Below are 15326 nucleotides of genomic sequence, written 5' to 3'. Positions count from 1 at the left end.
AATCCCCTAAGTTTCCGACACAGAACTACGATCGCCATACTTCAGGAGCAGAGCAATCCCCAAACTCACCGCAAAGATCAGCACCATACTCAGGGCCGAACCCAGACCCCAATTGCGAGTAATACCCAAAAACTGGTTATAGATCAACTGAACAGACCTCCGAGGTTTTCAAAACCTCGGAGGTCTTGGTTGTCATCAATTCACGGGATGATTGTTTAGACGGAATAGGATTAGTCCCCATGTCTCCGGTGTCTCCCTGGCTACCCCCTGAAGCAGCAGCCCTGACGGAATCCTTCTCCCAAACCCTGGACACCCAGGTTCAGCGGGTAGCGGTGCCCACCCCCCTAGCGGCGGCTCCCATCCCCACCACCTATGTGCGCCAGGGAACCGGAACCCCGCCCATCTTGCTAATCCATGGCTTTGACAGCTCCCTAGTGGAGTTTCGTCGTCTACTGCCTGCCCTCACCGCCCATCGAGAAACCTGGGCCGTGGACTTACTGGGGTTTGGCTTCACCGATCGCACCGTCACCCCGACAGTAAGCCCAGCCACGATCAAACAGCACCTCCATCGCTTTTGGCGGCAGCAGATCCAGCAGCCGATGGTGCTAGTGGGAGCCTCCATGGGGGGAGCCGCTGCCCTCGACTTTGCCCTCACCTATCCGCAGGCCGTCGCCCAGCTTGTGCTCCTGGATAGCGCTGGATTTGCCGCCGCACCCGCCATGGGCCGACTGATGGTGCCACCGCTGGATCGCTGGGCCACAGCGTTTCTGAGAAACCCTGGGGTACGGCGACGAATTAGCCAGAATGCCTACTGCGATCGCACTTTAGTCACCGCCGATGCCGATCTCTGTGCCGCTCTACACCTCACCTGTCCCCGCTGGTCCGAAGCCCTGATCACCTTCACCAAGAGCGGGGGCTACAACTTCCTCCGGGACAAAATTCCGTTGCTGAACCTGCCGACTCTGATTGTCTGGGGACGGCAAGATCGGATTCTCGGCATCAAGGATGCCATCCGCTTTGCCACCGCCATCCCCCAGAGCAAACTAGCGTGGATCGACGCCTGCGGCCATGTCCCCCACCTAGAAAAACCCGCCGAAACCGCCGCTGCCATCCTCACCTTTATAGCCTGACCTTGAGAGCAGAGCCTATCATGCCTGGATAGATGACCATCCCTGGAGATATAGCGGTATTCATCTCAATCCAGAACGCCCACGGTAGGGGCGCACGGCTGTGCGCCCTCAGGGATGTACACCATCCAACGGCATATCGCCACAGGTCTGGTACAAATGACATGGCCAGAGCCTTGACGATCGGCCCAAGTATCGATACCCCGGTCAAGGCATTCACCCACCCACAGCGGAGTTAGCGATGGCGCAGTGGTTCAAACAGATTCTCCTCCATAGATCTCCCCTTCATCTGGCCCCGACAACAGCGCCAGCACAGGCGCAGTGGTTCAAAACCGCCGTCAGAAATCTAGCCCTAGTCCTGCTGCTCCTGGGGCTGGGGGGAGAATGGGTGCGGGCCGAGACTGAAACCACCCTAGAGGAGAACTCGGGTCCAGAGTCCCCCACCTATCTCCGGCCTCGGCAAGCCTGCCCTGCGGACCTAGAAACCCTGATGACAGGGCTGCTGCGGGATTTGCCCAGCTACGCCAACCGGGTCGCCAGCCGTCAACTGGCGGGAATTAATGACCTAGCCCCCTTTGGCACCATCCTGCTGGCGGGGCGGGCAGAATTTGAACCTCTAGATATTCGCGATCGCAGTTTTAGCAATAGCGTCGAGGTCGCCAGTACCGATCCCGTCGCAGTTCAGCAAGTCTTCTTCACCACCCTAGAGCGACAATACACCGCCACCCAACAGGTCGAATTTCAGCAGTACCACTGGCTGTTTCTCACACCGACGGAGGAGGGGTGGTACCGCGTAGTAATGTTCTCCCGTCTGGGGCAAAGCCCCAGCCAGGGGGCCAGCCGACCACCCACCCCACCCCAAGAAAGCAGCGATGGCATCATTGGACAGGCGGTAGACCTCTGGTTACGAGATTGTCGCGCCCGAGCTATCGATCCCATTGATGCGGGTTAGGAGTTAGGAGCCAGGAGTTAGGGGTACCCCTGTTAAGGTGACCGTCTGTACTATTCACCTGTAATCCGTCGGTAAATCCAAATCAGGTATCGAGGTCTCAATGCCTGTCATCAGAAGGTTGTAGGCCAATGATTAGCGCTATCTTTGAGCAATTTGTCGAAGCGAGTCCGGTAAGCGTAATGTTCCGCGTCTTATCCACCGTCAAAGCTGCCCTAAAAGCCGTTCACGGAGTGGGCAAAATTGAAGCAGGGTGTCCAACTTCCATCTCGTTGAAGAAGTTCAGGGGACCTTTCGAGACATGATGATTGCCCTCCCACCGCCCGAGTGGAGACCGTTCGGGAAGATGGCCATTGAACCCTTCGTCGAAATCTTGAAAGAATGGGCGGCGCAAATCAACCTGAAACGGTTTAAGTCGTCGCCCAGAGGCCCCAAAAAAGCTGTCAAAAAGAACGAATATGACCCCAAACATCCTCATGTTTCGACGGCTCGCCTCCTAAACCAAAAGGAGAACAAACGTTCACCTTAACAGGGGTATTATGCCCACCTACTTATCATCGCATTAACCTAGGCTTAGGAAAATTACCGTAACCTGTTAACGACTGTCCTGAAGCGGCTGCGGTAAACCTGAGTATATTTTCCATGGTGCCAAGTTTTGCCAAGTTGCATAGTGCAGAATTGGATGGCGCAGAGTGCCATGGCGCAGCGTTTAGTTTTTTGTGAGGGGAACTCGTAGTGGCTCATTCGGATGAACAGGCTGAACCCATCTCGCCAGCCCAACGGCGGCGACTCGCCCGCACTCTGGGTCGCTTAGCCCTGATGGCCTTCGGGTTAGGAGCCGTCACGGCCACCGCCTGGGCCTTCCATGCCCGCGCCACCCTGTGGACACCGGGGACAGGGAATGTCAGTGCCCAAGGAGATTTGGGGCTGCTGGCCAATACCACCCAAACCGGAAGTCTAGAATCCACAGGAAACCCAGAAACTGCGGTTGCAACGGAAACACCAACGGGGCCATCTGCCCTCTGTGTCGAGCCGCCAGTAACGGAGAGGGCTGACCCCACCCCCTCTGTGTTAGAAGGTCTCCTCACGGTATCCCTAGCGGACAACCTCAGCGCCACCCTCAGCCCCGATCTCGTGGGGCAGTTGGGCAGCGTTCCCTGGCCCAATATCCACGAATTGGCCAAACTTGCCCGCGTTCCCATCCTCATGTACCACGACATCATGGCGGAGAAGGAAGTCTTCTTTGATGTCACCCCCGAGGAATTAGAGGCCCAATTTGAGCGCATCAAAGAAGAGGGACTAACCCCCATTACCTTGCCCCAATTGGTGCACCACCTCCGCACCGGATCGGCCCTGCCCCCCAAACCTGTGCTCCTCAGCTTTGACGACGGTTACGAAGGCCACTACACCCACGCCTTTCCCCTCCTGCAAGCCTATGGCTACCCCGCAGTGTTTTCCGTCTTTCCCGGCAAAATGGACGGGGAAGTGGTGGGACGCTCCACCATCACCTGGGATCACCTCAAGGAAATGGCCGCTGACCCCCTCGTCACCATAGCTTCCCACACGGTTACCCATCCCCCAGACCTCCGCGTCCTGGATGATGCGGCCCTAGAACGGGAGGTGGTAGAGTCCAAAACCCGCCTCGAAACAGAGCTAGGAATGCCCATTCGGTACTTCACCTACCCCACAGGCTACTATGACGAGCGGGTCGCTGCGGCGGTAGCCGCAGCGGGCTACGAAGCCGCCCTCACCATGAGTAATGACCGGGAATGGTTTGCGGGGGAATCCGATGACCTCCTCAGCCTGGGTCGCTTTGGCCAGTCCAGTCTAGAAACCGTGTTGCCCAAGGCGTGGGAGGGTTTGGGGGTGCCGCTACGGCCCGTGGGAACCGTTGACTTTGCCTCGGCCATTCGCATGGCCGAGGGGGTAGAGGTAGAGGACATTCCCCTAGTCCTGATTTCCGGTGGTCGCCCTGTCACCATCCATGCCGATAGCCGCTACCAAGTGCCGGAAATTGTGATGAAGAGCAATGCGACCGCAGCGGTAGATGGGGGCTTCTTTTCTCTCAAATATCTGGATTCCAATGTCATGATTGGACCAGTGCTTAGCCAAGCCACCCGCACCTTTGTTCCCGGCAATGCCAGCGAAAATCCCAAGTTGAATGGACGACCGTTGGTGCTGATTAGCCCCACCGCAGCGGAGTTCATCCCCTTCCGGGCCGATGCCCACAATACCCTAGAGGGCATTCAGGCGGAGATGCCGCAAGTGACCGACGCCTTTGTCGCGTCTGCGTGGCTGGTGCGGGACGGCCAACCTCAGCCCGCTTCTAGCTTTACCAATGTCTTTGACTATGATGCCTACCGCCATCGGGCTTTTTGGGGCATTAATCGGGCCGGACAGCCTGTGATTGGCATCACCAGATCTCGGGTTGATTCCGTTCACCTGGGGAAAGCGCTGCACCAAGCCGGACTGCGGGATGCGGTCATGCTAGATTCGGGGGCCAGTACCTCCATGGCCTACCGCGATCGCTCTTTGGTGGAGTATGAGCCCCGCCCTGTACCCCATTTGGTGGCGCTGTTGGCCCCTGAGCAGGCGGAAGGGGTGTGTCCCTTGGTGGTGGGAGACGGGGTCGCCCTATCGGATCCCTAGGCGAGTCCGTTTTAACGGATTTCTGCGATGAGCCAGGGCAATTTATAGCGGTTCCCTAATGTATGAGGTACACCTCAACTTAATGACACTTTGGCGAACAAGGGGCTTAAGCCCCTTGACTGTACTTAACCTGAGTGAGAACCGTTATATTCCCTGGCGGATGGGCAGCGAAGCTTAAGTCGAACTCAGGTTTGTTCCGGATCTGAGCAGTAGTCGCCGCCTAGATCAGCCAGGGCAACCCCTTTGGCCCCAGTCAGAGGGTGGTGTCTGTGATGGAATGCTCTAGGGGCAGTACCAGTTGGCAACTGCGAAAAGACCGGCGGTGCTGGGGGGTGGTTCCGAGGCGGGCCAAGGCATCCCGGTGCCGCTGGCTGCCATAGCCCTTGTTAGCGGCCAAATCATAGCCGGGATACCGGGTAGCGAGTCGCACAATTAGGGTGTCACGCCACACCTTAGCCACAATGCTGGCGGCGGCGATCGCAATTTCTGTCTGGTCCCCTTTAATTACCGTCCGCTGGGGAAGCTCCAGATGGGGAATGACCTGATTACCATCCACCAGACACAGGTCTGGGGGCGGTGACAGCCGACCAATGGCCCGCCGCATGGCCAGGAGAGAGGCTTGCAAAATATTTAAACGATCGATTTCCTGCACGCTGGCATAGCCAATCGCCACTCCCTGGGCTTGGGTGCGGATGTCTTGGGCCAATTTTTCCCGGATCCGCGATCGCAGTTGCTTGCTATCCCGGACCCCAGCGGCTTGGAGATGCTGGGCAGCTAGCGGTGACAGAATCACCGCCGCCGCCACCACCGGGCCAAACAGGCACCCCCGCCCAACCTCATCCACCCCAGCGACCCGAAGCTGAGCCTCCTGGGTCTGATTCCTTCCGGCATTCTGAAGGCCAGCATTCTGGAGATTCTTGGCCCCTGCCACCGGTTGCCCCCTCCCCTAGTGATTGACTCTGATGGCGTCGATGCTGATGCCGTCAGCGGACAGTGGACGATATTCTGGGGTCGCGTTAGTCCTCTCCCCCTTCGTTACCACTGGCGGAGGAGCGACGACGACGGCGACGACGACCGGAGCCATTCTCCTCCCCATCTTCCACCGCGATGGTCAGAGATCCGCCCCCAGGGGCCATCGTGGCGGCATCTACAGGACTGTCTACAGAACTCTCTACGGTAACGACTGGGGTCGCTGGGACAGAAGCCCGGTTGACGAGGGTTGGGGTAGCACGGGTTGCCGACATCCTAGCCTCAGATGCCTCACTATCCGTATCCCAATCGATCCCATCAAGGGTTGCCTCTTCTGGAGCAGGACCGTCAGCATCAAGGGCAGCCCCCTCCAGAGCTGGGGAATCTTCCCCAGCTTGGCCCGGTAACACCACCGTAATCACCGCATTTTTAGGATCATTCACCACTTGAGTGCTCAGCATCAGCGGCGAAACCCCCATCATGGCGTAGATGCGCTGCTCCTCCGGCGTCATTTCCACCATGACCACCTCGGAAGCCGCAGCAGGTTTGCGATCGCGGCTACTGCTACGCCCCCTACTTGCTCGGGAGGACAATGCTGGCGTCGCCTCTGCCACCGACTCCCGGCTCTCCCGAGCTTCTCGGCCCTCGGCCTCCTCATAAGGTTCCCGAGACTCCCTGGTTTCCCGAATATCCCGAGGCTCTCGGATCTCCCTGGATTCCCGACTTTCCCTAGCCGGAAGTTCCGGCAAGGGCGTATTGCGAGTCGTATCCCGACGACCATTGCTGCGGCTGCTGGGGGGCGCATCTCGTCGTCGCCGCCGCCGACTGGTCTTACCCCCCTGTTCCTGATAGCTGGGATGGTTGATCAGCTCCAGATCCTGAAGATCGGCATGGGGCTCTAGCACCTCTCCCCGCCCTTCCCGGAGTGACGGGTGAGACGACATCGGTCGTCCGCCCCCTTCACGACCACTGGACTCAGGGATAACAGGTTCTAGGCTGGCGGTCTCTCCCGGCAGTTGGACTAAATGTCCCAGCCCACCACAGGTAGGGCAGGGTCGACCAAAGAGTTCGTATAGGTTCTGGCCCTGGCGTTTCCGGGTTAGTTCCACCAGTCCCAATTCCGACAGTTGGGAAATCTGAGGCCGGGACTTATCCGCCCGCAGGGCTTTGTTGAAGTTTTCCAACACCTGAAGCTGATCCCGACGGGATTCCATATCAATGAAATCCACAATGATTACCCCCGCCAAGTTACGCAGTCGCAACTGGCGGGCAATCTCATCGGCAGCTTCACAGTTGGTCCAGAGCACCGTTTCTCGCGCCGTAGCTGACCGCGTAAAGGAACCCGAGTTCACATCAATAACCGTTAACGCTTCGGTCGGCTCAATGATGATGTAACCCCCAGAAGGAAGATCCACCCGAGGCTTGAGGGCTTCACGAATGGCGGCATGTACCCGAAAGTATTCCAGCAACGGCACCCGTTCCCGGTGGTGATCCACCACCACCCCCTGGGGCATCCGACCACCACTCCAAGTGGTGAGGTGCTGCTTGACCCGCTTTAGTCCGGTGCTAGAATCCGTGGCAATGCGATTCACATCGGCACTGTAGACATCCCGCAGTACCCGCTGAATGAAGTCATCATCCCGGTTCAACAGGGCAGGCGGGCGAGTAGACTGGGCCTCCTGCTGCACGGTTTCCCATTGCTTTTGCAGAGATTCCAGATCCTCAATGATGGCCTCTTCATCCATGCCCTCGGCTTCGGTGCGCACCAGCAGACCCATGCCAGCAGGCTTCACGAGAATTGCCAGCGCCCGGAGGCGATTGCGCTCCTGTTCACTGCCAATGCGGCGGGATAGGTTTACCCCTCGGCCATAGGGCATCAAGACCAAGTATCGTCCCGGCAGGCTAACGTTACCCGTTAGTCGCGGCCCCTTATTTCCCGTCGGCTCCTTCATGATCTGCACAAGCACCTTTTGTTGGGGTGCTAGCAGTTCCGTGATGGACCCAGCGCTGCGCTTAAGGCGCAGGGGACCGAGGTCGGTGACGTGCATAAATCCATTGCGATCGCTGTCTCCCAAGTTCACAAAGGCAGCATCAATACCGGGCAACACGTTTTCTACGCTGCCCAGGTAAATATCTCCGACCTGGTGGGTTCCGGTAGCGACAATCAGCTCTTGGATCTGGTCTTCGGCAAAAACGGCGGCGATTCGATGCTGCTCAGCAATAACAATTTGCTTCGGCATTCAATGTCCTCAAAACTCGTAGAGCCCTAACACCCCTCCCGTCGCTGTGAGGGTGGGCCAGGGATAACAATGCTGTGGTAAGAAGCCAGAAGTTCTGAATCTAAGTCAGACAAAACTAGATTGAGAGCTTCGCCGCCCACAAGGCGACCCCAGCCTGCCACGTGAGACTGTGCACATTGGGTACGGTTCAGTTGCCACTCAAATCACCAGTACAAACCAGTGCTTCCCTAACCAACCAAGCTATCGTCGAATTAATCCAAAATTCTGACAGAAGCGCTTGGCTCTCAAATCTTTGCAGCGGACTGAATCACCCGTTATCGCGCAGGCTCAACGGCTCGATTGCTTCTGTAGCCAGCATTATAACGCTAGGCGGGTCCATGCACCACTTAGCTGGCTACTTTTGTAGCATACCTGGGTTCGACGATCACTATCACGATATAAAGTTTTGTATCCTAAGCCCATGGTCCGACCCCTCCCATGCGGGTGTTCGGTCGCAGGGGTCGGGTCGGAGGGGATAGGAGGCGGAAACAGCCTAAGGAGTAGAGATCAAATCACGTGGACAGCCGTCCCGGCTGTCCACGGTCAGGCAAGATGCCTGACCCACAAGACTTGCCCATTAAAGGATCCGGGTTCCTAAGAAGCTGACAGCACAGGAACGGGCCTACTTCTAACCGCAGGCTTATCATCCGGCTCATCCCCTGCTGCCACCTGTTGCAGCAAAAGCATCACCATGGGATAACGCTTGGGAATTTCCCGTCGCATGAGTTTCCGGAGTTCCGTCTCTAGCTTGGGTTGCAGCGCCTCACTGTCGATAGGTCCATTGCCCTGACGATGATCTCGGGCACGGTTGGAAATCAGATCTGCCACCTGTTTTTGCAGACGCTCCTTTTTGATGGTTTGGGCAATGCCCCGCAGGTGAATTGCGGGGGGCACCACTACCCGACCGTAGGTGTCCAGGGTGACGGCCACGGTAACAATGCCGTCCTCCGCCATTTGCTGCCGATCGCGCAGGGTATTGCGGTCCACCACCCCACTGCGCGAAGCATCCACCAGTTCAATCCCAGAAGACACTTTGCCCGCGATGGAAATGCTGTCAGGCGTGAGGCTCACGACATCCCCATTGTTGATGATCACCATGTTTTCTTCAGGAATACCCATACTCTGGGCCGTCTTGGAATGGCGCACCAACATGCGGTGCTCCCCGTGGACGGGGAGGAAGAACTTAGGCCGAACGAGCCCAATCATCAGTTTTTGGTCTTCCTGAGCCCCGTGGCCCGAAACGTGGATGCCCTCATGGCGACCATAAATCACTTTGGCCCCCTGCATCATCAGTTTGTCAATGGTGTTGACCACGGCAATGGTGTTACCGGGGATGGGGTTAGCGGAGAACACCACTGTATCTCCTTGACGCACCTTGAGCTGACGGTGAGAGCCATTGGCGATGCGGGTCAACGCGGCCATGGGTTCCCCTTGGGAGCCTGTGGTCAGAATCAAGATATCGCGATCCGCGTACTGGCTCAGGTTGTGGAGGGGCTGGAAACGATCGTCCTCACAGTCCATGTAGCCCAGGTTGCGGGCATGGGCAATCACGTTCAGCATTGAGCGGCCTACCACAAACACCATGCGGTGATGCTTCTTCGCCAGTTCCAGGATCATGTTCACCCGGTGGACCGAAGAGGAGAAGGTGGTCACAATCAACCGTCCCTCTGCTTGGGAGAAGGTGCGATCCAGATTGGGAAATACGGACCGCTCCGAGGGAGTGGATCCGGGCACTTCCGAATTGGTGGAGTCGCTGATCAGGCACAGGACACCTTTTTCACCGTATTCCGCCAGTTTCTGGAAGTCGAAAAACTCTCCATCGACGGGGGTGTGGTCTACCTTGAAGTCGCCGGTGTGGATGACGACACCTACAGGGGTATGGATGGCCACACTACAACTATCGGCAATGGAGTGGGTGTTGCGAATATATTCCACGATGAAGGAATTGCCGATTCGCACCACATCTCGGGGGCGAACGGGGCGCAACTCGGTGCGATCGCTAACTCCGGCTTCCTCTAGCTTGCCCTCCAACAGGGCCATGGCCAGCCGAGGGCCGTAGATGACGGGAATATCGAATTGCTTGAGGTGAAAGGCGATGCCCCCAATGTGGTCTTCGTGACCGTGGGTGACGATCATGCCCTTAATTTTGTGGCGATTGTCCCGCAGGTAGGTTACATCCGGCAGCACGATATTGACGCCATGCATCCCGTCGGTGGGGAAGGCCAGACCTGCATCTAGCAACAGAATTTCGTCATTGATTTCAAAGACGCAGGTGTTCTTTCCAATTTCATGGAGTCCACCAAGGGGAATGACTTTCAGGGCGGATTCAGACAATTTTGAACTCATAGACAAGAGAGATCCAACAAATAAAAAACGACAGAAAACAAAACGACGAAAAACAGAGAGACAGAGAACCAGATTCGGAGCATCTAGCCCAATACATCTGACAGACACAAACCTGCAAACACAAACCTCGGGAACCAGAGTTGGCATACACAATCAAATTGCCAAGGGTTTCCCTCCCCGCTGCCTCAGATGGACCCTAGGCCGAGACAAGACCAGGGAACTCGGGGGGGCCAATATCAGGGGCAGGGAAGGCGGTTGGAGTTGCAAGGATGGCGTCGCAAAAAGTGCGATCGCAGATCGCATCAGAGAACATTTGGGTCATACCAATACCATTCAGAACTGAGGCAGACAATAGAGACTATTCAGATGGGTACAGATGGGACAGATAGGGAGCAAACACAAACTATTCAGTTGTCTAGAGAGCTGTTGTCTAGAGGACTATGGGGGCTAGAGGTTGAAAAATCCAGCGGTTACCCAATTCCTTCTAGTGCCTAGGGGGCAAAGCTAGGGCGGCCAAAATCCCTTGCAGGGATTGCTTGACCTCATCGGTGATAGGGCAGAGGGGAAGACGCACCGTGCCCACATCCCAACCCTGGAGTGCCAAAGCCGACTTCACCGGAATCGGGTTTGCCATCAAAAAGAGCGCCTTGAACAGAGGGAAAAGCTCAATGTGAACCTGGGTTGCCTCGGCAACTCGTCCCGCCTCGAACCCTTGAATCATAGCTTGAAGACGATCGCCCACCAAGTGACTGGCTACACTGACGACGCCACACCCTCCTACCGCCAGTGTTGGCAGAGTCAAGGAATCGTCACCTGAATAAATATCGAAGGTTGGGGGTGTTGCTGCTCGGATTTGGCTCACATGATCTAGGCTACCACTTGCTTCCTTAATTGCCACAATGTTGGGAATTTCTGCCAGTCGAGCCACGGTTCCTGCCAAGAGATTGCAACCCGTGCGCCCCGGCACGTTGTACAGCATAACCGGGAGATCGGGGCTAGCCTGCGCGATCGCGGCAAAGTGCTGATAAAGACCCTCTTGAGGGGGCTTGTTGTAGTAAGGCACCACTTGCAAGGTTCCGTCAAGTCCCAGTTTGGCCGCCTTTTGGGTGGCGCTAATGGCCTCACGAGTCGAATTAGATCCCGTACCTGCAATCACCTTAGCCCGACCCGCCACTGCCCGCTGTACCGCCTGAAACAGTTGAAACTCTTCATCCCAGGTCAGAGTTGGAGATTCTCCCGTGGTGCCACATACCACGATACTGTCACTACCGTGATCGGCTAGGTGAGCCGCTAATGCCTCCGCCGTTGCGTAACTCACGCTACCATCCGCCGCAAAGGGCGTTACCATCGCCGTTGCGACCCGTCCAAAATATCCCACGCCTGTCCAACCCTTTGGTCGTCTTACCCGTTATACCCGTACTGTTCTCTATTAACGTTTCTCTTTAACGTTATATCTCTGGCTGATGTGAGTTTAGCAGGGGAGGCCATCCCCTTGACCGCCTGCGGCCTTGGCCTGCCCCAGACAAGACTGCGCTTCAGCCCACGCTACAGCGCCACAGGAGCCCGTAACCACCGACGAGCCACCAGCAGCTCCGCAATCTGTACTGCGTTAAGAGCCGCACCCTTGCGAATCTGATCGCCACTTAGCCACAGTTCTAACCCATGGGGATGGGAAATATCTTGGCGAATGCGCCCCACCAGAACCTCGTCTTGGCCGCTGGCCTCCACAGGCATGGGGAAATGATTAGCCTCCCAGTCTTCGACTAGACGGACCCCCGGAGCCTGGGTCAAAATTGCTCGGGCTTGGGCAGGGGGGAAGGGGGCAGCGAACTCCAGATTAATGGCTTCCGAGTGGGCGCGCAGTACAGGCACCCGAATGCAGGTAGCGGTGAGGCGCAGATCGGGGGCGGCAAAAATTTTGCGGGTCTCGTTGACCATTTTCATCTCTTCCTGACAATAACCCTGCTCGTTGAGGGGAGTATTGTGGGGAAACAGGTTGAAGGCTAGGGGATAGGGGAAGATCTCAGTAGGGGGCGTTTCTCCCCGCAGAATAGCAGTGGCTTGCTGCTTCATCTCCTCCATAGCCCGTGCCCCAGCACCACTCGCAGACTGGTAGGTAGACACGACCAAGCGCTGAATAGGCTGCACCTGATGCAGAGGCCAAACCGCCACCGCCATCAGGATTGTGGTGCAATTAGGGTTGGCAATGATGCCCTGGTGTTGGGCAGCGGCGGCGGCGTTAACCTCCGGGACCACTAGGGGCGTCTTGGGGTCCATACGAAAGGCGCTGGAATTGTCCACAACTACGGCACCCGCCGCCACGGCTTGGGGAGCCCAATCGCGGGAAACCCCACCCCCGGCAGAGGCCAACACTATATCCATGCCCTCAAAGGCGCGAGCGCTGAGGGGTTCCACCGTCAGGGCTTGTCCCCGAAAGGCCAAAGTTTTGCCAGCAGAGCGAGGCGAGGCGAGTAGTTTTAATTCCGCTAGGGGAAATTGCCGTTCTGCCAACAGGGTCATCAGCTCAGTTCCGACTGCCCCCGTAGCCCCCAGAATCGCCACTCGATAACCGCTTGGCACCGTTTATGCCCTCCCCTAATAGTTGCAAACCATTGCTTGTCACAACTCTACTACAGAGACTATGTTCCCACCGGAGAAACTTTATGGGGGGATAATTGCAGTAGTATTGTTAATTGCGTGAATTTTAAGCGAACGACCACAGGAACGCTTTATGAAAGTTATCCAGGAAACACTTCCCGACAGTCAAGTGGGGCTCGAAATTGAAATCCCAGGGGATCTCTCCCAGCAAACCTATGAGCAGGTTTTGCGGAAATTGATGAAGTCGGTCAATGTTCCTGGGTTTCGCCGGGGCAAAGTTCCCCGCCAAGTTTTCTTGCAGCGCGTAGGCTCTACCCAAGTCAAGGTAGCTGCTCTAGAGGAACTGGTGCAGAAGGCGGTAGATGGGGCGATTGCACAGGAAGAGATTGAGGCCATTGGCAACTACCAACTCACCTCCAGCTTTGAGGATCTATTGACCCAGTTTCAGCCGGGAGAGCCCTTAATGGTCAAAGCTTCCGTGGATGTTCCTCCCCGGATTACTCTCAGCGCTTATCAGGGGCTCACGGTGCAGGCCGAGGAGGTGCTTTACGATCCAGAGCAGGTGGATACAGTGCTGGAGCAGTACCGCACCAATCGAGCCACTCTGGTGCCGGTGGACGATCGCCCTGCCCACATGGATGACGTAGCCATTATTGACTTTGAGGGGCAAATCCAAACGGAATCTGGAGAATTCAAGCCCTTCGAGGGCGGTACCGCCTCTGATTTTCAGCTTGATCTTAAATTAGGGGGCTTCATTGAGGGATTTGTGGAGGGCATTGTCGGTATGACCTTGGAAGAAACCAAGGAAATTCAGGTCACCTTCCCCGATGCCTATGCCGATCCATCCCTGGCCGGAAAACCCGCCAAATTTACCATCACCCTGAAGGATCTCAAGGAAAAGGAACTGCCAGACCTAGATGATGAATTCGCCCAGGATGTGAGCGAGTTTGACTCGATGGCAGAGTTGCGCCAATCCCTAGAGGAGCGTTATCAGGAGGAGGCACAGGATCAAACGGAGAATAACCAGCGGGAAGCTTTGCTGAAGGTGTTGGTAGAACAGCTTCAGGCAGAAATTCCCGAAACCATTATTCGCCGGGAGGTCAATTACCTGGTGTCCCAAGCAGCGGTCCAGCTCAGCCGACAGGGGATTGATGTTAACAAGTTGCTGACGCCAGAAATTATTGAGAATATGCGCGATCGCAGTCGTCCCGAGGCAGTCCTTCGGCTCCAGCGCACCTTGGCCTTAGGGGAAGTGGCCAAGCAGGAAGCGATCGCCATTGACGAGACCGCCCTAGAGGCTCGGATGGCGGAAATGTTAGCACAAGTGGAGGATCCCCATGCCGTTGATCAGGATCGGCTGCGGGAGGTAGTCAACGAGGAATTACTCCAGGAAACCATTCTGGACTGGCTCCTAGAGCACAACACAGTAGAACTTGTGCCCGCAGGCACCCTCACCGCAGCGGCAGGCAATGCTCTAGAGGCAGAGGAAACGCTGGAGGAAAAACCACTGGAAGCAGCTACAGCCACCGTAGAAGTCATCTCCGAGGAGGTTGTTGCGACAGCAGAAGAGAGTGACCCCAGTGACGAGGAAGAGGCTGCCTCCGATCTCGCCTAGCTCAACACCAGATAGTCCGATGTCGGCCCCCCATGGCAATGCCGCCAAATTCATGGGGCATAATGGGGGGAGTTCCGAAGGAAAGACTTTTAGGCTGTCTATGGTGCCCATGCAATCTTCAACGCCCCAATCTGTAACCAGCATTTACTCTGCCGCCCACCAAACCCGCAACATGTTGCCCATGGTGGTGGAACAGTCAGGACGCGGAGAGCGGGCCTTTGACATCTACTCGCGCCTGTTGCGGGAACGCATCGTATTTCTGGGCACCCCCGTCACCGATGCCGTCGCCGACGCCATCGTGGCCCAGCTTCTTTTTCTGGACGCCGAGGAGCCGGAAAAAGATGTGCAAATCTACATCAACTCCCCAGGAGGATCCGTCACCGCAGGGATGGCCATCTACGACACCATGCAGCAGATTCGGCCCGATGTGGTAACGATTTGTTTCGGGTTGGCCGCTAGCATGGGAGCTTTCTTACTGTGTGGAGGGGCGAAGGGTAAGCGATTATCCTTGCCTAGTTCCCGCATCATGGTCCACCAACCTTTGGGGGGAGCCCAAGGACAAGCTGTGGATATTGAGATCCAAGCCAGGGAAATCCTCTACCATAAGCAGCGTTTGAATGAGTTAATTGCCCATCACAGTGGGCAAACCCTAGAGCGCATTGAAGCGGACACGGAGCGGGATTTCTATATGTCTGCTGAAGAAGCCAAAAGATACGGGTTAATCGATCAGGTGGTTGAACGGCAGAACCTTTCTGCTGCTTCTCCGCTCGCTGCGTTGTAGTAAGGGGACAATA

At 56.6% G+C, this 15326-nt stretch carries 12 protein-coding genes; 5 read left to right on the top strand and 7 right to left on the bottom strand.

The genetic code is table 11. From position 1 onward, the window contains the following. Positions 1 to 6: 6 nt before the first annotated feature. The gene (locus tag LEP6406_RS33015) at positions 7 to 147 is read right to left on the bottom strand and encodes a hypothetical protein (protein ID WP_317133854.1); all 141 of its coding nucleotides are present in this window, start codon (positions 145 to 147) and stop codon (positions 7 to 9) included. Positions 148 to 239: 92 nt separating this feature from the next. Between LEP6406_RS33015 and LEP6406_RS0218475 the strand changes: the two genes are divergently transcribed. From LEP6406_RS0218475 to LEP6406_RS28805, 3 genes are all read left to right on the top strand, one after another. Continuing rightward, positions 240 to 1130 carry an alpha/beta fold hydrolase gene (locus LEP6406_RS0218475; RefSeq protein WP_008313314.1) on the top strand — a complete coding sequence of 297 codons (891 nt, stop codon included), beginning with the start codon at positions 240 to 242 and terminating at the stop codon, positions 1128 to 1130. Between the two features lie 238 nt (positions 1131 to 1368). Next, a complete protein-coding gene (locus LEP6406_RS0218470; RefSeq protein WP_008313313.1) occupies positions 1369 to 2079 on the top strand; it encodes a hypothetical protein in 711 nt (236 codons plus the stop codon). A 732-nt stretch (positions 2080 to 2811) separates the two neighbouring features. Next, positions 2812 to 4725 carry a polysaccharide deacetylase family protein gene (locus tag LEP6406_RS28805; protein WP_008313311.1) on the top strand — a complete coding sequence of 638 codons (1914 nt, stop codon included), beginning with the start codon at positions 2812 to 2814 and terminating at the stop codon, positions 4723 to 4725. Positions 4726 to 4978: 253 nt separating this feature from the next. Here the strand turns inward: LEP6406_RS28805 and LEP6406_RS0218450 are convergent, their stop codons facing one another. The 6 genes from LEP6406_RS0218450 to LEP6406_RS0218430 all read right to left on the bottom strand — a co-directional run bounded on the left by LEP6406_RS0218450 (position 4979) and on the right by LEP6406_RS0218430 (position 12899). Then, a complete protein-coding gene (locus LEP6406_RS0218450; protein ID WP_008313309.1) occupies positions 4979 to 5656 on the bottom strand; it encodes a ribonuclease HII in 678 nt (225 codons plus the stop codon). Between the two features lie 85 nt (positions 5657 to 5741). Further along, positions 5742 to 7934, bottom strand: coding sequence for a ribonuclease E (locus tag LEP6406_RS0218445; protein WP_008313307.1), 2193 nt, complete (start codon positions 7932 to 7934; stop codon positions 5742 to 5744). A gap of 633 nt (positions 7935 to 8567) precedes the next feature. After that, positions 8568 to 10319 (bottom strand): ribonuclease J, encoded by a 1752-nt coding sequence (locus LEP6406_RS28800; protein WP_008313303.1) that lies wholly within the window; start codon positions 10317 to 10319, stop codon positions 8568 to 8570. 196 nt (positions 10320 to 10515) lie between these two features. Continuing rightward, positions 10516 to 10671: a hypothetical protein gene (locus LEP6406_RS34430; protein WP_225886572.1), complete on the bottom strand. Its 156-nt coding sequence runs from the start codon at positions 10669 to 10671 to the stop codon at positions 10516 to 10518. Between the two features lie 132 nt (positions 10672 to 10803). Next, positions 10804 to 11697 (bottom strand): 4-hydroxy-tetrahydrodipicolinate synthase, encoded by an 894-nt coding sequence (gene dapA, locus LEP6406_RS0218435; protein WP_008313301.1) that lies wholly within the window; start codon positions 11695 to 11697, stop codon positions 10804 to 10806. A 167-nt stretch (positions 11698 to 11864) separates the two neighbouring features. After that, positions 11865 to 12899 carry an aspartate-semialdehyde dehydrogenase gene (locus LEP6406_RS0218430; protein WP_008313298.1) on the bottom strand — a complete coding sequence of 345 codons (1035 nt, stop codon included), beginning with the start codon at positions 12897 to 12899 and terminating at the stop codon, positions 11865 to 11867. 151 nt (positions 12900 to 13050) lie between these two features. Here LEP6406_RS0218430 and tig point away from each other — a divergent pair, with 151 nt between their 5' ends. Further along, complete coding sequence (gene tig, locus LEP6406_RS0218425; protein WP_008313296.1) at positions 13051 to 14532, top strand: trigger factor; 1482 nt, start codon at positions 13051 to 13053, stop codon at positions 14530 to 14532. Positions 14533 to 14632: 100 nt separating this feature from the next. Continuing rightward, positions 14633 to 15313: an ATP-dependent Clp endopeptidase proteolytic subunit ClpP gene (clpP, locus tag LEP6406_RS0218420; protein ID WP_008313294.1), complete on the top strand. Its 681-nt coding sequence runs from the start codon at positions 14633 to 14635 to the stop codon at positions 15311 to 15313. Positions 15314 to 15326: the final 13 nt, after the last annotated feature.

The organism is Leptolyngbya sp. PCC 6406 (assembly GCF_000332095.2).
GTDB lineage: Bacteria > Cyanobacteriota > Cyanobacteriia > Phormidesmidales > Phormidesmidaceae > PCC-6406.
The sequence above is the reverse complement of the archived record's forward strand: the minus strand, read 5'-3'. Positions and strand labels throughout refer to the sequence as shown.

Coding starts and splice junctions, on each gene's coding strand:
- LEP6406_RS0218475 (WP_008313314.1), top strand. CDS start 240: ATGTCTCCGGTGTCTCCCTGGCTACCCCCTGAAGCAGCAGCCCTGACG.
- clpP (WP_008313294.1), top strand. CDS start 14,633: ATGGTGCCCATGCAATCTTCAACGCCCCAATCTGTAACCAGCATTTAC.
- LEP6406_RS0218445 (WP_008313307.1), bottom strand. CDS start 7,934: ATGCCGAAGCAAATTGTTATTGCTGAGCAGCATCGAATCGCCGCCGTT.
- tig (WP_008313296.1), top strand. CDS start 13,051: ATGAAAGTTATCCAGGAAACACTTCCCGACAGTCAAGTGGGGCTCGAA.
- LEP6406_RS28800 (WP_008313303.1), bottom strand. CDS start 10,319: ATGAGTTCAAAATTGTCTGAATCCGCCCTGAAAGTCATTCCCCTTGGT.
- LEP6406_RS0218470 (WP_008313313.1), top strand. CDS start 1,369: ATGGCGCAGTGGTTCAAACAGATTCTCCTCCATAGATCTCCCCTTCAT.